This is a genomic window from Paenibacillus sanfengchensis, from assembly GCF_036864765.1.
Lineage (GTDB): Bacteria > Bacillota > Bacilli > Paenibacillales > Paenibacillaceae > Fontibacillus > Fontibacillus sanfengchensis.
In genome coordinates, this window is record NZ_JBAGJC010000002.1 from 24481 (window position 1) to 44137 (window position 19657).

14 protein-coding genes are annotated in these 19657 nt (G+C 42.1%); 1 reads left to right on the top strand and 13 read right to left on the bottom strand.

Features of this window, described 5'->3' with window-relative positions:
• Positions 1-12: 12 nt before the first annotated feature.
• The 10 genes from rfbH to rfbA form a co-directional block, all read right to left on the bottom strand.
• Positions 13-1569 carry a lipopolysaccharide biosynthesis protein RfbH gene (gene rfbH / locus V4U84_RS03625; protein ID WP_334072097.1) on the bottom strand — a complete coding sequence of 519 codons (1557 nt, stop codon included), beginning with the start codon at positions 1567-1569 and terminating at the stop codon, positions 13-15.
• Positions 1569-1949: a GtrA family protein gene (locus V4U84_RS03630; protein ID WP_334076782.1), complete on the bottom strand. Its 381-nt coding sequence runs from the start codon at positions 1947-1949 to the stop codon at positions 1569-1571. The genes rfbH and V4U84_RS03630 overlap by 1 nt, the downstream gene beginning before the upstream one ends.
• Before the next feature lie 412 nt (positions 1950-2361).
• Complete coding sequence (locus V4U84_RS26895; protein ID WP_416367209.1) at positions 2362-2592, bottom strand: transposase; 231 nt, start codon at positions 2590-2592, stop codon at positions 2362-2364.
• 310 nt (positions 2593-2902) lie between these two features.
• Complete coding sequence (locus tag V4U84_RS03635; protein ID WP_334072099.1) at positions 2903-4819, bottom strand: glucosyltransferase domain-containing protein; 1917 nt, start codon at positions 4817-4819, stop codon at positions 2903-2905.
• Between the two features lie 38 nt (positions 4820-4857).
• Complete coding sequence (locus tag V4U84_RS03640; protein ID WP_334072100.1) at positions 4858-5958, bottom strand: glycosyltransferase; 1101 nt, start codon at positions 5956-5958, stop codon at positions 4858-4860.
• Positions 5959-5971: 13 nt separating this feature from the next.
• On the bottom strand, positions 5972-6814 hold the full coding sequence (locus tag V4U84_RS03645; protein WP_334072101.1) for a glycosyltransferase: 843 nt from the start codon (positions 6812-6814) through the stop codon (positions 5972-5974).
• Positions 6807-9260 (bottom strand): methyltransferase domain-containing protein, encoded by a 2454-nt coding sequence (locus V4U84_RS03650; protein WP_334072102.1) that lies wholly within the window; start codon positions 9258-9260, stop codon positions 6807-6809. The genes V4U84_RS03645 and V4U84_RS03650 overlap by 8 nt, the downstream gene beginning before the upstream one ends.
• A 30-nt stretch (positions 9261-9290) precedes the next feature.
• Positions 9291-10940 carry an ABC transporter ATP-binding protein gene (locus V4U84_RS03655; RefSeq protein ID WP_334076783.1) on the bottom strand — a complete coding sequence of 550 codons (1650 nt, stop codon included), beginning with the start codon at positions 10938-10940 and terminating at the stop codon, positions 9291-9293.
• 10 nt (positions 10941-10950) lie between these two features.
• Complete coding sequence (locus tag V4U84_RS03660) at positions 10951-11730, bottom strand: ABC transporter permease (protein ID WP_334072104.1); 780 nt, start codon at positions 11728-11730, stop codon at positions 10951-10953.
• A 36-nt stretch (positions 11731-11766) separates the two neighbouring features.
• Positions 11767-12639: a glucose-1-phosphate thymidylyltransferase RfbA gene (rfbA, locus tag V4U84_RS03665; RefSeq protein WP_334072105.1), complete on the bottom strand. Its 873-nt coding sequence runs from the start codon at positions 12637-12639 to the stop codon at positions 11767-11769.
• 114 nt (positions 12640-12753) lie between these two features.
• On the opposite strand from rfbA, the gene V4U84_RS03670 reads away from it, so the two are divergent.
• Positions 12754-15210, top strand: a complete 2457-nt coding sequence (locus V4U84_RS03670) for an O-antigen ligase family protein (RefSeq protein WP_334076784.1) — start codon at positions 12754-12756, stop codon at positions 15208-15210.
• 21 nt (positions 15211-15231) lie between these two features.
• Here V4U84_RS03670 and galU read toward each other — a convergent pair whose 3' ends face one another.
• The 3 genes from galU to V4U84_RS03685 form a co-directional block, all read right to left on the bottom strand.
• Positions 15232-16116, bottom strand: coding sequence for a UTP--glucose-1-phosphate uridylyltransferase GalU (galU, locus tag V4U84_RS03675; protein ID WP_334072107.1), 885 nt, complete (start codon positions 16114-16116; stop codon positions 15232-15234).
• A gap of 194 nt (positions 16117-16310) precedes the next feature.
• The gene (locus V4U84_RS03680; RefSeq protein WP_334072108.1) at positions 16311-16508 is read right to left on the bottom strand and encodes a hypothetical protein; all 198 of its coding nucleotides are present in this window, start codon (positions 16506-16508) and stop codon (positions 16311-16313) included.
• A 370-nt stretch (positions 16509-16878) separates the two neighbouring features.
• Entirely contained in the window at positions 16879-19392 is a 2514-nt protein-coding gene (locus V4U84_RS03685) for a U32 family peptidase (protein ID WP_334076785.1), read from the bottom strand.
• Between the last annotated feature and the right edge of the window lie 265 nt (positions 19393-19657).

Sequence of the window (19657 nt, forward strand, 5' to 3'; positions counted from 1 at the left end):
CCCTCCTGTAGACTATTTTCCTAGCACAAACCCTCTAATCTTCTCCACTACATAATCGATCATTGAATCGGTTAGTCCTGGATAAACACCTACCAAGAAGGTGTCATTTAAAATTTTGTCGGTGTTCGTTAGCTCTCCATGTACCCGATAATTCACGCCTTGAAAGGCTGGCTGACGAGTCAAGTTACCGGCAAACAACATTCTTGTCTGAATTCTTTGAGACTCCAGGTAACCGACAATTTCATTTTTCGTAAAAGGTGCTCCATCTTTAACCGTTAAGATGAAACCAAACCAGCTTGGATCGGAATTTCTAGTCGCTCTAGGTAAAACAAAAAATGGTTCCAAGTCTTTAAGCCCCTCATAAAGTCGCTGGAAATTGTATTTTCTGGCTTGCACAAAACCCGGAACTTTTTTTATTTGTTCCACGCCAACCGCCGCCTGCATATCGGTAACCCGAAGATTGTAGCCGATATGCGAGTAAGTATATTTATGGTCATATCCGTAAGGTAAAGAGCCCAATTCCCAGCCAAAACGTTTATTGCAAGTGTTATCGCAGCCGGAAGGACACCAGCAATCCCTGCCCCAATCCCGGAATGATTCAATAATCGTCTTAAGAAGCGCATTATTGGTATAGACAGCGCCGCCTTCCCCCATGGTCATATGGTGAGGAGGATAAAAGCTGGAGGTTCCAATGTGTCCATGCGTCCCTGTCAATTTCCCGTTGAAAGTAGAACCTAGCGCATCGCAATTATCTTCAACAACCCAAAGACCGTACTTTTCGGCGATTTCCATAACCTTATCCAATTCAAAGGGGTTCCCCATCGTATGGGCAACCATAATGGCTTTCGTCTTGGGCGTTATGGCACTCTCGATCTGATCCGCCAGGATATTGTAAGTGCCCAATTCCACATCGATAAATACCGGAATTGCCCCATTTTGGACAATGGGTGCAACCGTTGTCGGAAAACCCGCAGCCACCGTGATTACTTCATCCCCCGGGAAAATCCGTTTTTCTTTCAACTTCGGCGATGTTAATGCGGAGAAAGCCAGCAAGTTAGCAGATGATCCGGAGTTCGTCAGCAGAGCATATCTAACACCAAGATATTCGGCGAATTCCTTTTCAAATTGTTTATTATATCTTCCGGCAGTTAGCCAGAAATCTAAAGACGAATCTACCAAGCTTCTCATTTCTTTTTCGTCGTATACACGTCCACCGTATACGACAGGGGATTTCTCAGAGTCGAAATTTTTGCCACGATCGGAATGGAATAAGTCATAATACTCTTCGACTTGGGACAGAATTTCGAGTCTTTTAATTCTCTCTAGATTCTTGTGCTGTAACTTTGATACCGTCTCTACTTCTTTTAAATCTATGTTTATCTTCATGCGAATATCAAGATAAAAGCGGGTGTTAAGGTTAATATCAATTATCTCGACATGATATTTTTCTACAAAATTCTCCTGCAACTTTTGGCTCAGCTCATATCCCTGCGTTTGATCTTGTCCGTTGCTAATTAATGCATAACTTTGTCTAGCCTTATTAAAGACAATATCTCCTTGCTTTAGCATTACCGCACCCCTCTTGAACTTGCTTTATTTTGAAAACTCCAATACTTATGAGCAAAAAAACTGATTAAAGTTGTGATAACCAAGGCAATTCCTTGAGCAATCAACTTATTTGTACCCATTGTATCAACTAATATGAATAATAGGAACAAATTCACCAAAAACGTAAATATATAAACCAACACAAATTTCACAGCACTCTTAGCTTGATGTTTTTTTTGACTGAAAGTCCATTTATTATTCCAAAGATAACTATGGACAACTCCGACAATATGGGAGAAAACAAGCGCAACAAAATAATTGCGGTTTACAAATTGAATAAATCCCGCATAGGTTATAAAACCTACTATAGTGTTTAACACTCCAACTATAATAAACTTCATTGATTGGTTCATTTCCCACCTATAATCTTCCATCTATTCGCAATTGCTTCTTGCGACAAAATTTCATTACTTATCACTGCCTCCCTGATCTCACCACCACTAAATGCTCTATCTTGATTCGCCCAATTACCAATCGATAGCGGCGTCTCACTATTTTCAATAATGATAAACTGCTATTCAATTGCTCTTGTAATACTCCATTTTTAAATAAGTGTACATTTCCCTGGTCGTAAGTACCCCGTTAGGTAATTCCATTTAGCAGTGTCTAGCTGGACACTTACTGAATGTGATCCATCCTTTTCATCGGGGTAGCTATAGAGAACGCATTAAGAATAAAATTCTATCAATAAGCGATCAATAGTTTCCATCGGATGCTTATTGATTCGCTTCATAAACTGGTCGAATTACATAACTATCCAAAATTCAGACTATACGTCGGCAGGAAGACTAAGTGAAGGCGTAGATGTTTCTTCAGAAAAGGCTGCAACCCGGTGGTCTGATGAATCCGACTGTTATCTAAAATCTTGGGAATTTTTCCGTTCGGATACGCCGTCAGAAGATCCTCGAGGAAGCGAATAAAGGCGTCCACATCAGCCTTTTCCTCTTCACGATGATGTACCTGTCCGGTTTCATCTTTCTCCAGTTTCCACCTACTTTTTCAACTGTACAAAGATGTGCTTACGGAAAAATGCCTGGGCCTCTCATCGGCTTGGGCAAATGTATAGTTGCTTTGGTTAAACTAAAGTTCATTCGTCCCCGCATCGCACTGATTCCGCACTTACTGATCGTGACGCCAATCTCTCGCTTAATCCATTCCGCCACAAACGGGAGCGGCCAAGTATATCACCGATCTCTGCAAACGTATGTCCTTCCCATCGGGGCCGCACGTGACTCATCTAAACCCTTGTTGCTTTTGGACTTTTGATTTTTCAGCAAGCCATTTTTATTTATAATTATTCAACTGTAATTGTATCCTTAATATTCTTTAATGTTCTGCCATTGGGGGTATCAAATATTAAAACAACATCATACTTTCCCTTTTCAAGGGTACCCGTAGGAAGAGACAGAACACGGTAACCAGATTTTAAATTCAAAATTTCTTCATCATTGTCCTCTTTTCTTGAATCTGTTGTTAATAAATACTGCCGTTTGTCACTTACTAGAGCAACTTTAATTATAGTATCTTTTGGGCTAACCCCATCTATACTTCCCCATCCACCTATACTAAGAATATTATTTTGATAAGCAAACCAATCTATTGTATATTCTATGTTGAAATCACTAGTATTGAATTTCTTATAAAATTCTTGGCGAGAAAGTTCACTTATCTCATAAGGAGTTGGTCCTAATTTAACTAACAAATAATCTCCAAAATCCTTTACATATCCCTCTTTAGGGTAATAACTCATAGCCCCTGCTCTCGCAATAATCTCCTTATCATCAAAATTTTCAAATTCTTTGACATCGTAACCATGTAAATTCATAAAGCGAAAGATTCTACTGGAATTTCTCAATTCACTTTCAAGCCCCCAAGTTCGATCCCATTGGAACATAGAATAGCCTTCTGTATCCCCAAGTTTTAAATTGAAGCTTGGAGGTGCACCAATAAACACCAATTTTTTCCGAACACCATCATCTGTCTGATACTTATCGATCTCTGTAACAATTGAATTCATTTTAGCGATATCTATCTGATACCGTAAATAATCCGTGTAAAAAACTTGGTTCATTGACTTCGTCTGAATTAGTATAACAAAAATGATTAACAAAATGGTTGCGCCGCGAAACTTAATTTTCAGATAATGTTTATGATAAAAAAACATGTACAGTAAAGCAGCGACAAATCCAACAAATACACTATTTGTTATGAAAATCCGATTTACGAGGTAAACATTACCAGTTAAAAAATACATAGAATATGCTGCCAAAATACATCCCAAACCTAAGAACATATACATGAATCGTTTATATTTTATTGAAACGCCTACACTATATATAAATAAAAATATACTCGCACTAAAAGCCATAAGTGAGCCGATTTTTTTTATTAGAAAAGATGGATGAGCAAAATTCGAAATAAACTCAAGTAGAGAGCCCAAAAGACTTTTAAAACTACTTAAATCATATTTAATATAGTTGGCTGTATAACCTGAAGGTTCAACGGAAAAAAACAGTTGTAAAAGCAATACTACATTACTATTCAAAAATATAACAAAAGCAATAAGGCCTAATGCTTTTAATAACACCAAGAAAACACCCTGAAATTTATTTAAATCTTTATTTTCTGTATACAGTGCTGTAACAAAGCAAGAAATAAAAATTCCTATTAAAAAATAAACCACTGCAAGTTCAGAAAAGGAGAGTGCATACAGTAACGAAACTATCGAAATAAAAATATATTTAAGTGATTTTTTATTAAAGGCATATTCATAAAAACTATTAAGTGAAATTGGAACTAGACACAACACTAGCCCAGTTTCTACTGTCGTCGTCATAAAAATAAAAATATCTGCTATATAAGGAGCACTAACCGCAACGCAAGAGAAAACTATTATAGATGCATTATTAAAAAAATTCCCTGAAAATTTTTGAATAATGTACCCCCAAAGAGTTACCCCTGTAGTAATAAGCAAAACTCCTATAAAATCACGCCAAAAAGGTAAAAATTCATAAGTATTGAATATAAATTTCGTGATATGAGCGCCCCATCTTCCTTGAGCCAAAAGCATGCCTTCAAAAAAATATCTCTCAAAACTCTCATCATCGACGCCCATGGAGAAATTTGTTAATGTAAAACCATATGCTAACAAAACAGTTAATGTGATTGCTATCCAATAATATTTATTCCGGCTAAAAGCTTCTTTAAACATCAAGAGATTTCCCCTTAAAATTATTATCCTTCTTTAAATCATTTGCTCCTTACATACTTAATAGCCTTTCTAAAGAAAGTTCTGTATCCATAAGTACGGATAACTTCTTTACTTTTCAAAAAAAGACTACCTAATTCACCAAGAAATTTGGATTTTTTTAACTTTTTATAAAAAAACTTATTACTCATTTCAAAAGGATTCTCTAGACTAAACATAACATCGTAATCTTTTCGATATGCTATTCTAATCGAATCATCAATCTTTTCATTTGAATCATATCTGCCATAAGACCAGGGAGTTTTGGATATATTATCTGAGTCGTTACTATCATGGATTTTTGAATATTCAGCGTATAAATTTCGAAAAGGATGTGAGCCCTCCGGCAGCCAATCTCTCATACATTTTTCAGCGGAATCTCCATAACCAGAAAAATGGATAAATCGCAAGGGATCTCCCTTAACAAAGTAGTTCCTATTTTGTTCTGTCATTCCACAGTCCAGCAGTGACCAAGGAGCAAAATCATAGCCTCTATGCCTAAATATTTCAACATCAAAGAAACAAGGAGCCAAATCAATCCACTTTTGATCAGTAAAAATTCCATTAACAATGTCATCATAACAAAAAAGGTAGAGCCTTTCAGCCCACCAATCAATAAATTTTCGGGCTTCCTCACTACGATTAACTCCTAAAAAGCCAAGATTATACACGCCATGAGCTGTACTAGAGAGCTCCATATCAATATTCCCAGGATCAAGTAGGTGAGGACATAATATGATCGGACGTGTATCTAAAATAGAGCGTAATTCTGTAAAATCTGAGTAAACATACACATCTGGATCCAGATAAATAATTTTATTTTCGTTTGGATATTCCGTATATAAGTATCGAAAAAATTGGCCTTTAACAGCAGTCGAGGCTTCGACTATAGTATGTTTAAAGATAAAACGATCAAAATTACCCTCCCAAGCATCCTTGGATAAAACAATTCGATCAAAATAAGGAGATTCATACTGAGGCAATAATTCTTTTTCTGTTAAACAAATTATAAAAGTAGCATCAGGAATATTATCTTTTACCGATTTTGCAAGAGTTCTAGCCTTGTGTAGATAATTTGCACAAATAGATGTAAAAATGATCATAAATATACCTCTATTATTTAATAATATATTTTTTTATGATGGATTTTAGTAAAGGAATTCTTTTGATCTTCTCTAAAATTGTAATACTATCTTGGAGCGCCCTGTTCAAAAATATCTGTTCTATTAGAGCATCTCTTATGATTAGTGGATATAAATGTTTATATTTTTCATAAAGGGCCGGATGTTGAGAAAAAATATCACTATAGGTTTTTTTAACAACATTGATATTTGTTAAGAATTCGGTTGTACGTGAACTAGCTTTAATTCTGTAATGAAATAAAACTTCGGGAATTTGATATATTTCCCGGCCTAATTCTAACAGAGATAGCCAGAAATCGTAATCTTCCATTCCATGCTCCATATTAGTATTGAATCCGCCAACCTTCTCCCAGTCTTCTTTATAGAACATTGCGGTAACAAAAACAATGTTATCTAGAAGCATTTTTTCTAGTGAATAATTCGGGAGGTCCCATCTACCACTCCTTTCCCCGAATAAATCCGCGTAACAATAAACTACACCAACATGATTATTTGTATTTAATATGTTAACCGCTTTCTCCACATAATCCGGCTCAATAGTATCATCTGAATCCAAGGGTAATATGTATTTTCCCGTGGCTTCCGCAATTCCGGCATTTCTTGCCCCTGCCGGCCTAAGGCGAGTGGTACGTATAAGTTTAATATCCGAATCAGTTACTTTGTCATTTAACACCTTCAGAGTGTGATCATCATTAGAGCCGTCGTCAACAACAATTAATTCTATATCCTTATATGTCTGTGCTTTTACAGAAGCAATGGCCTCTTCAATATAGGCACCATCATTGTAGCAAGGCATGATAATACTTACTTTACTCATCAAGCGTCCCCCTAGTTATCTCACCATGAAACAGAATATTCTTAACAGCTTTAAACTTATGATCTCTCGCAAAATTAGTTAAATGACCAAGGTGTCTTTGTGTATTTTCTAGGGTGTGTTCAACAAATTCCAGTTTATCTTGGGTACTATTTAAAGTGGCTCTAGTATCCCCTAGTTCTATTTCAGCATTTTTTTGAGCAGAAATAGCCTCATCAAGATTAGCTTTAGTTGATATAAGTTCATTTGCTGTTGAAGCTAATTGATTTTCCGTTTCCTCATGGTTCTGCTGAATTGTAATAATCCTGCTTTGTAAATCAGTAACAAGTTCTCTTAATTGACTCATTTCTAATGTTAATTGACGATTAACCATAAATTGCTCATTTAATTGATCTCTAAAATGATAAACTTCTTTTTCTCGTTCTTGATACCCCTCTGTCCAGTCGATAATACTACAGAAAAAATCAATCGTTAAAAACGTTGCATTTGTAAAATCTCCAAAAATTTCAAACTGTGGATCGAAGGTAAAGAACTTAGCCCCCTTTTCCTCTGTGTTCTCTTCAGCATTAATTGGCTTAATATCTGAGACGATTCCATCTGTCTCAATACTTTTTATTTTTATCCAACTAGCATTTCCTTCTAGAGGATCCCATCTTAACAATTTTGCTTTCTGTAATGCATCCTCTTGAAAAGACACTCTGAAAGAACCAGAAACAGGAACTGCGTATTTACTTTCAATATTAGAATCGGTATAACCCTCACCAACGTCAAAAAACAAAGTGGTTTTCAATCTGCTTTCCTTCAAGTAATGAGTTACAGCTCTCTCGATATTTAGCGGAATAACATCCTTTGAAAGTCTATAAAGCTCTTTTATTCCGACATACTGACTTGCAAAATAAGTTTCCCAGCTAATAAAACACTCCTCAGTTTGCTTATTGATATGAATTAAGTCATTTATTATAGATGGTGTCAGGGACGAATCCAGAGAATGATCCGTCATAAATTGTCTAAGCATTCTCCAGATTATAAACTCTAGCGGTAATTTGCAGCCAATGTGCCACTCGTAGTCAATTACCTTATAACTATCTCCGTCTACAAACACATTGCCAGATATCATGTCAAGGTTTTGATTTGAAGCCCAATGAAGTTCCTGTTGACAACGTAATTCTCCAAAAATCTCTTTAAATTCCGAAGAATGTGGTTGATGTTCTTTAGGAACATTTTCGAACAAAATATCTCTAAAACGAGAAACTTCTTTAAAGAAAAGGTCTCGATCAGCCCCATAAGATTCAATCAAACATTCTTCTAAACTTATCTCTGAAAGAAAGGGATATGAAAGGCCCATGGATTCTTTATTACAAGTAATATTCTTCATAGTTTCATCATAGGAATATACAAACCCACTGTACCGTTCCATATTGCTCAAGTGCTTTAATGCCTCAGAGTTCAAAGCATTCTTATATACACAATTCATAGCATCATCAAAAATTGTGCAAATGCGAAATTGTTCTTTCCTATTCGCGCTTAATTTTGCATAAGAAATATTTGCTGCTTCTTCATTTGGTGTTAAAGCTATCTCAACAAGAAAAGAATTGGCGAAATTATCAACAATATTTTGCTTCATAAAGGACTGATAGACTTTTTGTTCTTCAAACAATGTAACTCTGGACATATCCATAGGATAATTGGGAACCGAAGGTACCATCTTATTCACTGTTTTATCTGTAAAAATTTCTGCAGGGAACTTGTAATCAGGATAAGGGTAATAGTATTTCAAAACATGAAGATTTGTTTGTTTAACTAATTCACCAAGTTCTACCTTAGAAAAAGTCTTTACCTTCTCGCCATACATGTACCCGTTAATTCCAGAAAAATACTCACCAGTATGATCTTCCTTGGCACCTGAAAAATATTTAAGTCCTATTCTGTTCTCAATAGAGAGCAGTATTCTCCCCTTTTCATTCAAGTGAGAACTAGATATCTCCAAAAATTTTTTATATGGATTCGCACTATCAAACATATAAGCAGCATATTCCAATACACCATTCACAATAACGTAATCAAACTTCCAATCTGAAGGAATACTTTGAATATCACCCACTACAATTTCTAAATTTTCATAATGTTTGTGACGTTGATAATTTATCTCTGCTCGCCGTTTTGTTAACTCAACTGCAACTACTTTCTTTGCCTTTTCACAAAACAACCCTGTTATTGCCCCGCAGCCCGCTCCAATTTCTAGAATGCTGCAATTTTGCTTAAATGGAAACCAGTTTAATATATTTTGCCGGAGATGAGAAAAATGATAAACCACTGGCCATCTCCCATCCTGAAACCAATCGTATTCATTTATTGATTGAGAAATCTCAAATAGCTCTTGTTCGATATCTCCATCAGAGTAGAGGTTGTCATTACTCGATATATAGTAATCAAGATTTAACTTTGCCATTTTAATCCCCCCAACTCATAATTTAAAACCTTACTTAAGATCTCGTCTATTTAACGAATACATATCAGGGCGGCCTACATCAAAATGCACCTGGATATCAGTAATTTCACCCTCTATTACCCTAAAGGATTTAATTGTTGAATACGAGTCAATTTCTGTCAAAAAAATTCGATCATCTAGGCTAGTCAAGCCATAAGGTATTCCTCTTACGTCCAATAATCCCATAATATCCTCATAGGATTCTTCTATATTGTGTAGGTCTTTGACTCTGATTAATCCTGGCGTAATATCGCCAGCACCATTTTGGTAAATACTAATATAAAAAAATGAACCCATTTTTATAATTTCGTTCATTCCTTGAAAATCAAAAGGAACGGTGTATTCATTAACCAAATCAAATGATAAATCCTTATGGTTGACCACAGTTATCTTACCAGGTCCTGAAACTATATAAAGACTGTCATCTATTAAGCTTATGGATCTAACATACGATGATTTCAGAAAATCCAGCTTAACTACTTTTTCAACTTCAACAACATTATCAACATTCCTTAATACGAATATTTGCTGCGATGACGCAGATATTCCATAAAATCGATTTGTGTTGCAGTCATAAACAATTTTATTAGGTTGTCGACCAATCCCGGAAATTGTCTGTGTTTCCACAACATCTCCGGATCCTAGTATCTTTAAAACTTTTACCGCGTCATTCCCAGTATCTTCAATTAAAGTCACCGAACCATCTGATGCAATGGAATGAGGATTATTTAAATCTACAGGTAGAGTGTCCCAATACTCGATTTCATCTAATAAATTATCATTGTGAATTACACGATGGTGCCAGCAATCTACAATAAAATAACGTTCGTCGATTTTAGTTATGCACGTTGGTGAATATAGTTTAGATTTGTAATTATTAAAATCACTTGTAACCCCTGATTGGGAAGCCACAAGTTCCCTTGTATAGCTTTGATATGCTTTGCAAACTTCATTGGCGTTACCAATCATTTTGACCTCACCATGGTCAAGCCATATAACTCGAGAGCACATTTGTCTTATTTGTTCTATGCTATGAGAAACCATTATAACCGTTGTGCCTCCGCTCATTAACTCGCGCATTCTCCGCGCGCTCTTCTTCTGAAAGCTAGCGTCACCGACTGATAGTATCTCATCTACAATTAAAATATCTGGATCAACGAGTGTTGCAATCGAAAATGCCAATCTCATCGTCATACCAGAAGAAAAATTACGGACAGGGACATTCATAAACTCATGCAATTCTGAAAATTCAACTATCTCATTATATTTTTCTGTTAAATATTTTTTTGAATACCCGAGTACAGCTCCATTAAGAAAAACATTCTCTTTAGCGGTTAGATCAATATCAAATCCAGCCCCAAGTTCTAACATTGGTGCAATGTTACCCATGACTTTTACGTTTCCCTCAGTAGGGGCCAATATTCCCGAAATAATTTTAAGTAATGTGCTTTTCCCTGCACCATTATTGCCAATAATTCCTACAACTTCCCCTTTTTTAATAGAAAACGAAACGTTGTTTAATGCGACGAATTCTTTGTATTCAATTTTACCCGATACCTTTTTAATAACATATTCTTTAAGACTCATAATACGATCATTTGCCATCCGGAACTTCATGGAAACATTATCTACTGAAATCAAATTGATCTCCTCACAAATTAAGAATAAATTTATTTTGTGTCCGTTTAAACACTATTATTCCGATAACCAAAGAGCATACAGCAATAATCCCACAATTTATCCATGCTTTCGCAACCGGTATACCACCTTCTAAAATTATAAATCTAATGAATCTTATAAAGTGATACATGGGATTTAATTTCAGCACGGTCGTCATTGAAGATGGAAGTATGCTTTCAGGATAAAATATTGGTGTTAAATAGGTCCAAATCGTTAGCACAATACTATATAAAAACTGAGTATCTCTGAAAAACACCATTACTGACGCAAGCAAAAAAGATACTCCGCAAATAAATATGAATAGGCATAAAATTCCGTACAAGATCGCGAAGTGAGTCCACGTAATAGTCATTCCGCTAGCTATAATTACGACATAAAGGGCTACTAAAGAAAACAAGAAATTAACGCCAGAAGAAACGACACGAGAAAAGGGGTAGATATATTTGGGAATATAAACCTTATTAATAAGTGATGCATTCTGAATAATACAGGTCATCGATTGTGTTGTTGCATCAGACATATAGTTAAACATAACAATCCCGCTCAACAAATAAACTGCATAGTTGGGTATATCGAATCGGAATACAGTAGAAAAAACCATATATTGCACAACCATTATCAACAATGGATTTAACAGGCTCCACAAAATACCCAAAACCGATCTTCGATACTTTGTTTTAAAATCCCGTTCAACTAACTGAGAGAGCAAAAAACCATATTTTCCATATAGAGTAAATACTTTATTAATCATCGAACAACCCCACAATTATTTCTTAATATTTTCAACTCACAATTGACCGTTAACAATTTCAGTTAAATAAACCCCGTAATCGGTTTTAAGCAACGGGGCTGCCAATCTTTCCAACTCTGTTAACGTTATATATCCCATTCTGTAAGCAATTTCCTCGATGCAAGCAATGTATAACCCCTGCCTTTTCTGTACTGCCTCAACATAGTTACTTGCTTCCAGTAGCCCCTGATGGGTCCCGGTATCAAGCCATGCCATACCTCGACCAAAAAGTTCCACTTTTAAGTTATTCATTTTAAGATACTCTTGATTTATAGAAGTGATTTCGAGCTCACCTCTTGGAGACGGAGTTACAGACTTCGCTATTTCCACCACCTTATTGTCATAGAAATAAAGCCCTGGGATAGCGTAATTAGATTTAGGCTTTTTGGGTTTTTCTTCAATTGATATCACATTATTTCGCTCATCAAACTCAACTACACCATAATCCACAGGATTTTTTACGTAATAACCGAAGATTAATGCACCGTTTTTGATACAAGAGCCCTTTTTAAGTATTTCACTAAACCTTTGACCGTAAAAAATGTTATCTCCTAACACTAAAGAAACATTTCGGGATCCGATAAATCCCTCACCAAGTATAAATGCCTCGGCTAAACCTTTTGGTTCACTTTGAACTTGATATGAAAAACTCATGCCGAGTTGACTACCATCACCAAGTAACTCCTTAAATATAGGCAAGTCACGAGGAGTTGAGATAATAAGAATTTCCCTAATACCAGCTAACATAAGCACTGAGAGTGGATAATAAATCATCGGTTTATCATAAATCGGCAATATTTGTTTAGATACTGCTTTGGTTAGAGGATATAACCTCGTACCAGATCCACCAGCCAAAATAATTCCCTTCAAAAAACTCACCCTAACTGAAATAAGATAAAAGCAACCCCTATGAGTGGAAATCTAGCTCCATTCCACTTCCTATGCTAAAATACTAACGTATCTATTAGCAAAGGAGAAAAAAACGTGTCGAATCCAGTATACGGGAAAAAAACCGCGACGTCGAGAAATGGGGAAAAATTGCCTGCGGCGTTGTGGGTGTTGTTGATTGGACTGATTGTATTTCTGGTTTGGGCGCCGTTCCAAGCCGGGGTCTTCAACGGACTTGCGCTTAACTTTGAAAAACCGATGTTTTGGTCCGTATTCATCGGAAGCTTGCTCATGCTGGCATGGGTCGCAGCCTACTTCAAGCAGATAAAACTGAATGAGCAGCGGGATTGGTTGGCGGTTTGGGTCCTGCTCATTCCGATCACCTATTGTCTGGCGCTGATCTCGGCGGCCAGTCATTATTTTGCCATGAATATGGTGCTGATTCAGTGCCTTTATGCGATGGTCTTCATTATTGGTCTTTATCTACTGCAAAATAGACAGGCTAATTCTATAATAGAGACTTCCATCGTTACAGTGGCTTACCTCATCGTAATGTTCGGCTTGTTGAATTGGCTGGGCCAAGGGAGAACCGTATCGGCCATGGTAGGCTGGTTTACGAAGTGGGTCATTAATGGCCAATATAAACAAGCCGTCTGGGTGGACTCCAACGGTCCTCGTTTGGCCTCGGTGTTCCAGTATCCGAATACGTATGCCGCCTTCTTGATGGCGTTCTTCTTCGTGGCGGTTTTTGCGATTACACGTTCGAAAAAATGGTACAGCCAGGCGATTCACGCCTTTATGCTCGTACCGATCGTGCTTTCGATCCTACTGACGCTATCGCGGGGCGGTTTGGTGTTCCTGCCGGTCGTTTTCGTTATCCTGCTGCTGTTCCTGAAGCCGGCTAAGCAGATTTTGTGGATCATGTACTGTCTGATCGCCGGTGTTGCGACGATTGCCATCGCCAAACCGGTCACGGACCTGGGGCAGCAGTTCCACCTCGGGCAGATCGGAGATCCTGCCAAGGGCTGGGGGTATATCCTCGTCGTCTCGGCTTTGGTGGCCGTCATCGCCTGGCTTATCCAACGCTTCGTCGCTCCCAAGCTTGAGCAGGTAACAGAGCGCTGGTCAGCAAAAAAACTGGCGAGTCTCTGGCTTCCGCTCATCTCCGTGGTGGCTGTCGTAGTACTAGCCGTGCTTTTGCTCGGAACAAACCTTAAAAATGTACTGCCTGGGAATATTGGGCAGCGCCTCGAAAATATCAATATGCAGCAGCATAGTTTGCTGGAACGTCTCACGTTTTACAAAGACGCTGTGAAGGTCATCAAAGATTATCCGGTAGTCGGAGCCGGTGGCGGAGCATGGGCTAATATTTTCGAAAAATATCAAAACAACCCGTACTCCAGCCGGCAGGCGCACAGCTTTATTATGCAGTATCTCGTGGAAACCGGCATTCTCGGATTTATAGTTCTGGTCGCGTTCCTCGCCTATATTTTCTACAAGTATATTCGAGGTTATATACGTGCCGACGAGACGAAGCGAAACGATTATTTCGTTTACTTTATTGTCGTTCTCTCCTTATTAATTCACAGCTTAATGGACTTTAATATGAGCTATATCTATATCAGCATGCTCGTCTTTCTGGGCCTCGGCGGTATGGCCGCGGCGATGGACAGTAAACCGGTCAAGCGGTTGACCATCAAACCTTCGGGAATCCGCGCGCTCTATAGTGCCGTGATGGTGGTCGGCTCGCTGATTCTGATTTTTGTCTCTGCCATTTACATCCAGGCTAGCGGCGCTGCCGAGAAAGGTATCACTTTAATCAGAACCAGCTCCGACTTCCAGGCCATTCAAGCTCCATTCGTAGAGGCTCTGAAGAAACGCGCTGACCAACCGGACGCGGTGCTCAATTACAACGTTGTCCTGCGTGCCGGCTATGAACAAACCAAAGACGAGGCTTTCTATGAACAAGATCTCAAGCTGTTGACAGACGCTTTGAAAAAGGACTCTTTCAACAAGAGCATGTATAACCAGTTGATCACCCTCTATGAGTCAAAAGGGGAATATGATAAGGCCTATGAAGTATTGAAGGACAACGCTCACCGTTATGTATATGACCAGGATTGGTACGAAAAGCTGATTGCGCAATCCTTTGAGCTCGGGCACCAGGCCTTGGGCAAAGCGGCGGCGGACCAAAAGGACAAATACTTCAGAAGCGGTCTGGCGGCTTATCAACACGTCGTGGACGGCGTAGAGCATTTGAAGACCCTTCCAAAGGGGCAAATGCAGGGCGGTGCGTTCGCAGTGACACCGACCATGGCCCTCAATGCCGGGAAAATGCAGTATATGATGAATCAACCGGCCGAGGCCGCAGCCATCTTGAAGCAGGGACTCGGTCCTGATCTGAACGATTCGACGAACAAGGAAATCGCCAGCTGGTATTTGGCCGCGCTGCAGAAATCCGGCGGCAACGATCAAGCACTTTACGATCAGCTCATCCAACTTGATCCGAGCGAAAAAGAAACGATCGACAACTTGGTAATGTTGAATTTTTAAAAGAAAAAATCGGCTTCTCCGTTAAGAGAGGCCGATTTTTTTATCTGTCAGCAGATCCGCCATGTAAGCCAGCAAATCTTCCCGCAGTTCTTGATTTTGCAGTGCGTAATGAATCGTCGTCTTGATAAATCCGAGCTTCTCCCCAACGTCATGACGCACTCCATCGAAGTGATAGGCAACAATGCGCTCGGTCTCCTTCAGGCGTGAAATCGCGTCGGTTAGTTGAATTTCCCCGCCTACCCCCTCATCCTGTCCTTCCAGAATGTCAAAAATCGTCGGAGTTAAAATGTATCTTCCCATAATGGCCAAATTGGACGGAGCTTGGTCGGCCGGCGGTTTCTCCACCAACTGTTTCGCCTGATAAACGCGATCCCCGATCTCCGTTCCGTCAACAATCCCGTATCTGGACACTTCCTCCCAAGGTACCGGTTGAACACCCACGACCGAGGCTTTTTGAAAATTGTAAACATCGATCATCTGCTTCAAGCAAGGCACTCTCGATTCCACAATATCATCGCCGAGCAGCACCGCAAACGGTTCATTGCCGATAAACTTGCGGGCGCACCATATTGCATGGCCCAGACCCCTCGGCTCCTTCTGACGGATATAATGAATATCGGCCATCTCCGAAGACTTGCGAACCTCATTCAGCAGGTCCCATTTGCCCTTTTCGGACAGGTTTTGCTCGAGTTCAAACGAATTGTCGAAATGATCCTCAATCGCCCGCTTGCCTTTCCCGGTGACGATGATAATATCCTCAATTCCCGAAGCTACGGCTTCCTCCACGATATACTGAATCGTCGGCTTATCCACGATCGGCAGCATTTCCTTCGGCATCGCTTTGGTCGCGGGCAGGAAGCGGGTTCCCAGTCCAGCCGCGGGGATGATCGCTTTGCGAATTTTCATGAAGGTCAGTCTTCCTTTCCAAATACGTAAGATGGTGCCATTATAACATAATCGAACTAAAAAAAAGACAGGCAGATATGCAGTATGACAAAGTATCTCCTGACTTGTTAGAGCAAAGGATATCTAAGACTGATAATCAACAAGAAAGGCCTCCCAGGCAAGCATGCCTCGAGAAGCCTTCAATTCATCCACGATCAATGCATCCAGAATTTAAAGCGCGATGCGAGCGACTGCGGGGTTTCTTCGTACCGTTTCCAGGCGTCCGGGTCCGGTGTATGAAGATGGCGTTCGGTGCCGTACTCGATCTTCCGGTACTCTTGGTCACCGCCGATTTCCAGCCGATTATGAACCTTGGTAACCACCGACTGCATTTCGAGGAATCCTTCAAACATCACTTTCACCCTCCTGAAAATAAATGAATTTCGATTGAACCTTCATTATTTTGGTTACGCTTTCATTATACCACATCACCGATTTTTTGCGTGCTGATAAATCTCGTTTATCGGCCATTTTTTTTGAGTTTTCACAACCTCGTCACAAGCAAAAAAAACTGTAGTGATGCGGCTTCACGGCTTTGTTTGCCTACCGAATACAGCTGTCCTCTCGTAGTGAACTGCTCTTTAACTAGTGGGAATTCTTCCCGTTAATTTGGTGCAATAGATTAGCGGGAGGATTTCCCGTTAATAAGGTGTACTAAAGCAAAAAGATGCCCTCCGAGCACGCAGGCAAATGCGCCGGAGGGCCATCCAAACCGATTTTTGTTTACTTCACCAACTGTCCCCGGGTTACGCCGAGCTGGTTGGTGGCTTTCAGTGTTTTCCAAACCTGGGTGCCGCTGATTTCTCCGCGCAGCGCACGGTTGTACAGGTCAATCACCTGGTGAACCTGCTCCGGTGTTTCCTCCAGGAATTCCACCCGATAGTTCGGTACCCCGAGCTCCAAGAAATGACTCAGGTATTCCGCCCCGGATTGTTCAATCGCATTGTAGACCGTGTTGCGGCAGCCCTCGTCGACCCGCACCGGATGGCTCATACCGATCCGGTCCTGCAGCGAGGCGCGGTGCTCTTCGCACGGGCGGCCGCAGTTGGTGTAGTCGGTGCCTTCGCTCAGGAAGGTACAGTACACACAGTGTTCGGTATGGAACATCGGCAGATGCTGATGGATGACGATTTCCATTTGGGCCGTCCGGCTGCGCCGCAGCAGATCGACCATCTGCTGGACGTTCAGATCGTAGGACGGCGTGACGAGGTCGCAGCCCGCCTCGAGGAACAGTTCCACCGTCTTGTGGTTGGCGATGTTCAGCGAAAAATCGCCGATCAGCCGCGGATGCGAGGCGGACGGGTTTTCCATCCGGTGGCGCAAGTAAAAATACAGCGCGCCGGTATTGCGCACCAGCACCGCGTCCGGCTGGAGGCGCAGAATGTTGTTGTGGTAGCCGTTCTCGCCCGGCATATGAATGCGCGGCGTCGCCAGCGCGATCTGCTTGCCGGCGGCCCGAACGGCCTCCACCGCTGCCGGGAACTGCTTGATAAACTCGAAGTCGGCGTAGATCATGCCGACGCCCGCCTCCAGCGCAGCCTCCACTTGCGGGAGGCTGCGGCACAGCGCGGTGAGCTGTGCCCCACCGCGCGCCACGGGCGCGCCGCCCTGCTTCGCCGGGGTGGCCGCCGGAGCCGCAGCCCGCGTGTACACGGGCGGCTTCGGCCGCGCGCCGGCGAGCAGTTCCACCGCGCGCCGGCGCACCCCGTTCAGCTCTCGCATAGGCAGGATCACGTCGCCTTCCAGCGACGTGTCCAGCCGCTCGAGCTGGAACACCGTGCCGCCGAGACGCCCGAACTGCTCTTCTAGCAGCGCGGCGTCCATCGGCCGTTTTTGCGCGACCTCGAGCGTGAGCTCCGAGTCGACGCGCACGGTCGTGCCCTTCTGGACATCGGTCCAGAAGGTCGTCAGCGGCTCGCCGGCGCGGCCGACCGCCCGCACATGTACCGGGAACACCCGGTACGGCTTGTCGGTCTCGAATGTCTGGCGCAGCCGCTTGTCCATCGCCGGATCACTCGTCTTCCAGATCCGGTCGCCCACATGCACCCGGCGCAAATCCACGTCGTTGCGTCCGGGGACGATGTCGACGATCCACGATTCGCCGGCTTCGCCTTCCAGCTTCACACCCTTGCGCCGCAAATCATAGACGCGGCCGCCTTCTTCCTTCTTCGTCGGATCGCCCGCGTCGAACACGATGCCGTCGCCGCGCTTCAGCGGCGCTTCGAGCTTGCAGACGACCCCGTCGCGAAGCACCTGCTCCACCCGGCCGAGATAAACGCCGCGGCTTTTCGGAAACGTGCCTTCCACCAGCTTCTTGTTGTTCGTTCCTTCCAGGAAGCCATGCGTAAAGCCGCGCGAAAAGCTTTGTTGAAGTTCGCGAACTTCCTCTTTAGAGGGACGGGTATTGTCCCCGTCAAAATATCGGTCAATCGCCTTCCGGTACTTGCTCACCACATTGGCCACATATTCCGGGCTCTTCAAGCGCCCTTCAATCTTAAACGAGGTGACGCCGGCTTCGATCAGCTCCGGCATGATATCGATGGCCGCCAAATCCTTGGGCGACAGCAGATAGGCGATATCCCCCATCGGCTTCGGCTCTCCGTCCACGATCAGATCATAAGGCAATCGGCAGGCCTGCGCGCACTCGCCGCGATTGGCCGAACGGCCGCCCCACATTTCCGAGGTCAGGCACTGGCCCGAATAGGAGACGCACAGAGCACCGTGCACAAACACTTCCATCGGAAGCTTCGCCTGCTCCCCGATCTTTTGGATCTGTTTCAAGTTGTTTTCCCGTCCGAGCACCACTCGTTCCATGTTCCAAGGCTTCGTAAACTCCACCGCTTCGGGCGACGTAATCGTCATTTGCGTCGATCCGTGAATCGGAAAGTCCGGCGACAGTTCCCGGATCAGTTTCACCAGGCCGAGATCTTGTACGATTACCGCGTCGACGCCGGCTTCAATGCAGCGCTCGATCAAGTCCTGCGCATCGGCCAGTTCATTTTCAAACACGAGAATATTGAACGTCAAAAATCCTTTAACCCCATAGCTATGCAAAAAAGCCATAATTTCAGGCAGCTCGTCCATTCGAAAATTATTGGCGCGCGCCCGGGCATTAAACTTCTCTACGCCGAAAAATACCGCGTCCGCCCCGTTCGCCACCGCCGCCCGCATGCAGTCCCAATCCCCCGCCGGAGCGAGCAGCTCCACATCTTGTCTAGTCAATGCCTTCTGGCTCATGATTTCCTCCCGGATGACAGAGAACCCGGTCAGCCGCCGGATCATCTTCATCTATATTGATAATTTCAGGTGCATGCTGCAACCTGAGATGATAAACGCCATAACTAAACCATTTTAACAGACATCGGCCCTACTCTCTAGCCACCTGGCAACGGAAAGCGTTGGTCCCCTTCCCAAATCGCGCATAGCCGCACATAAAAAGACACCCCATCCCGCCCCCGGAATAAAGTGCCTTCCCTTCTTTGTCCCCCGCTTGTCTGCTTAA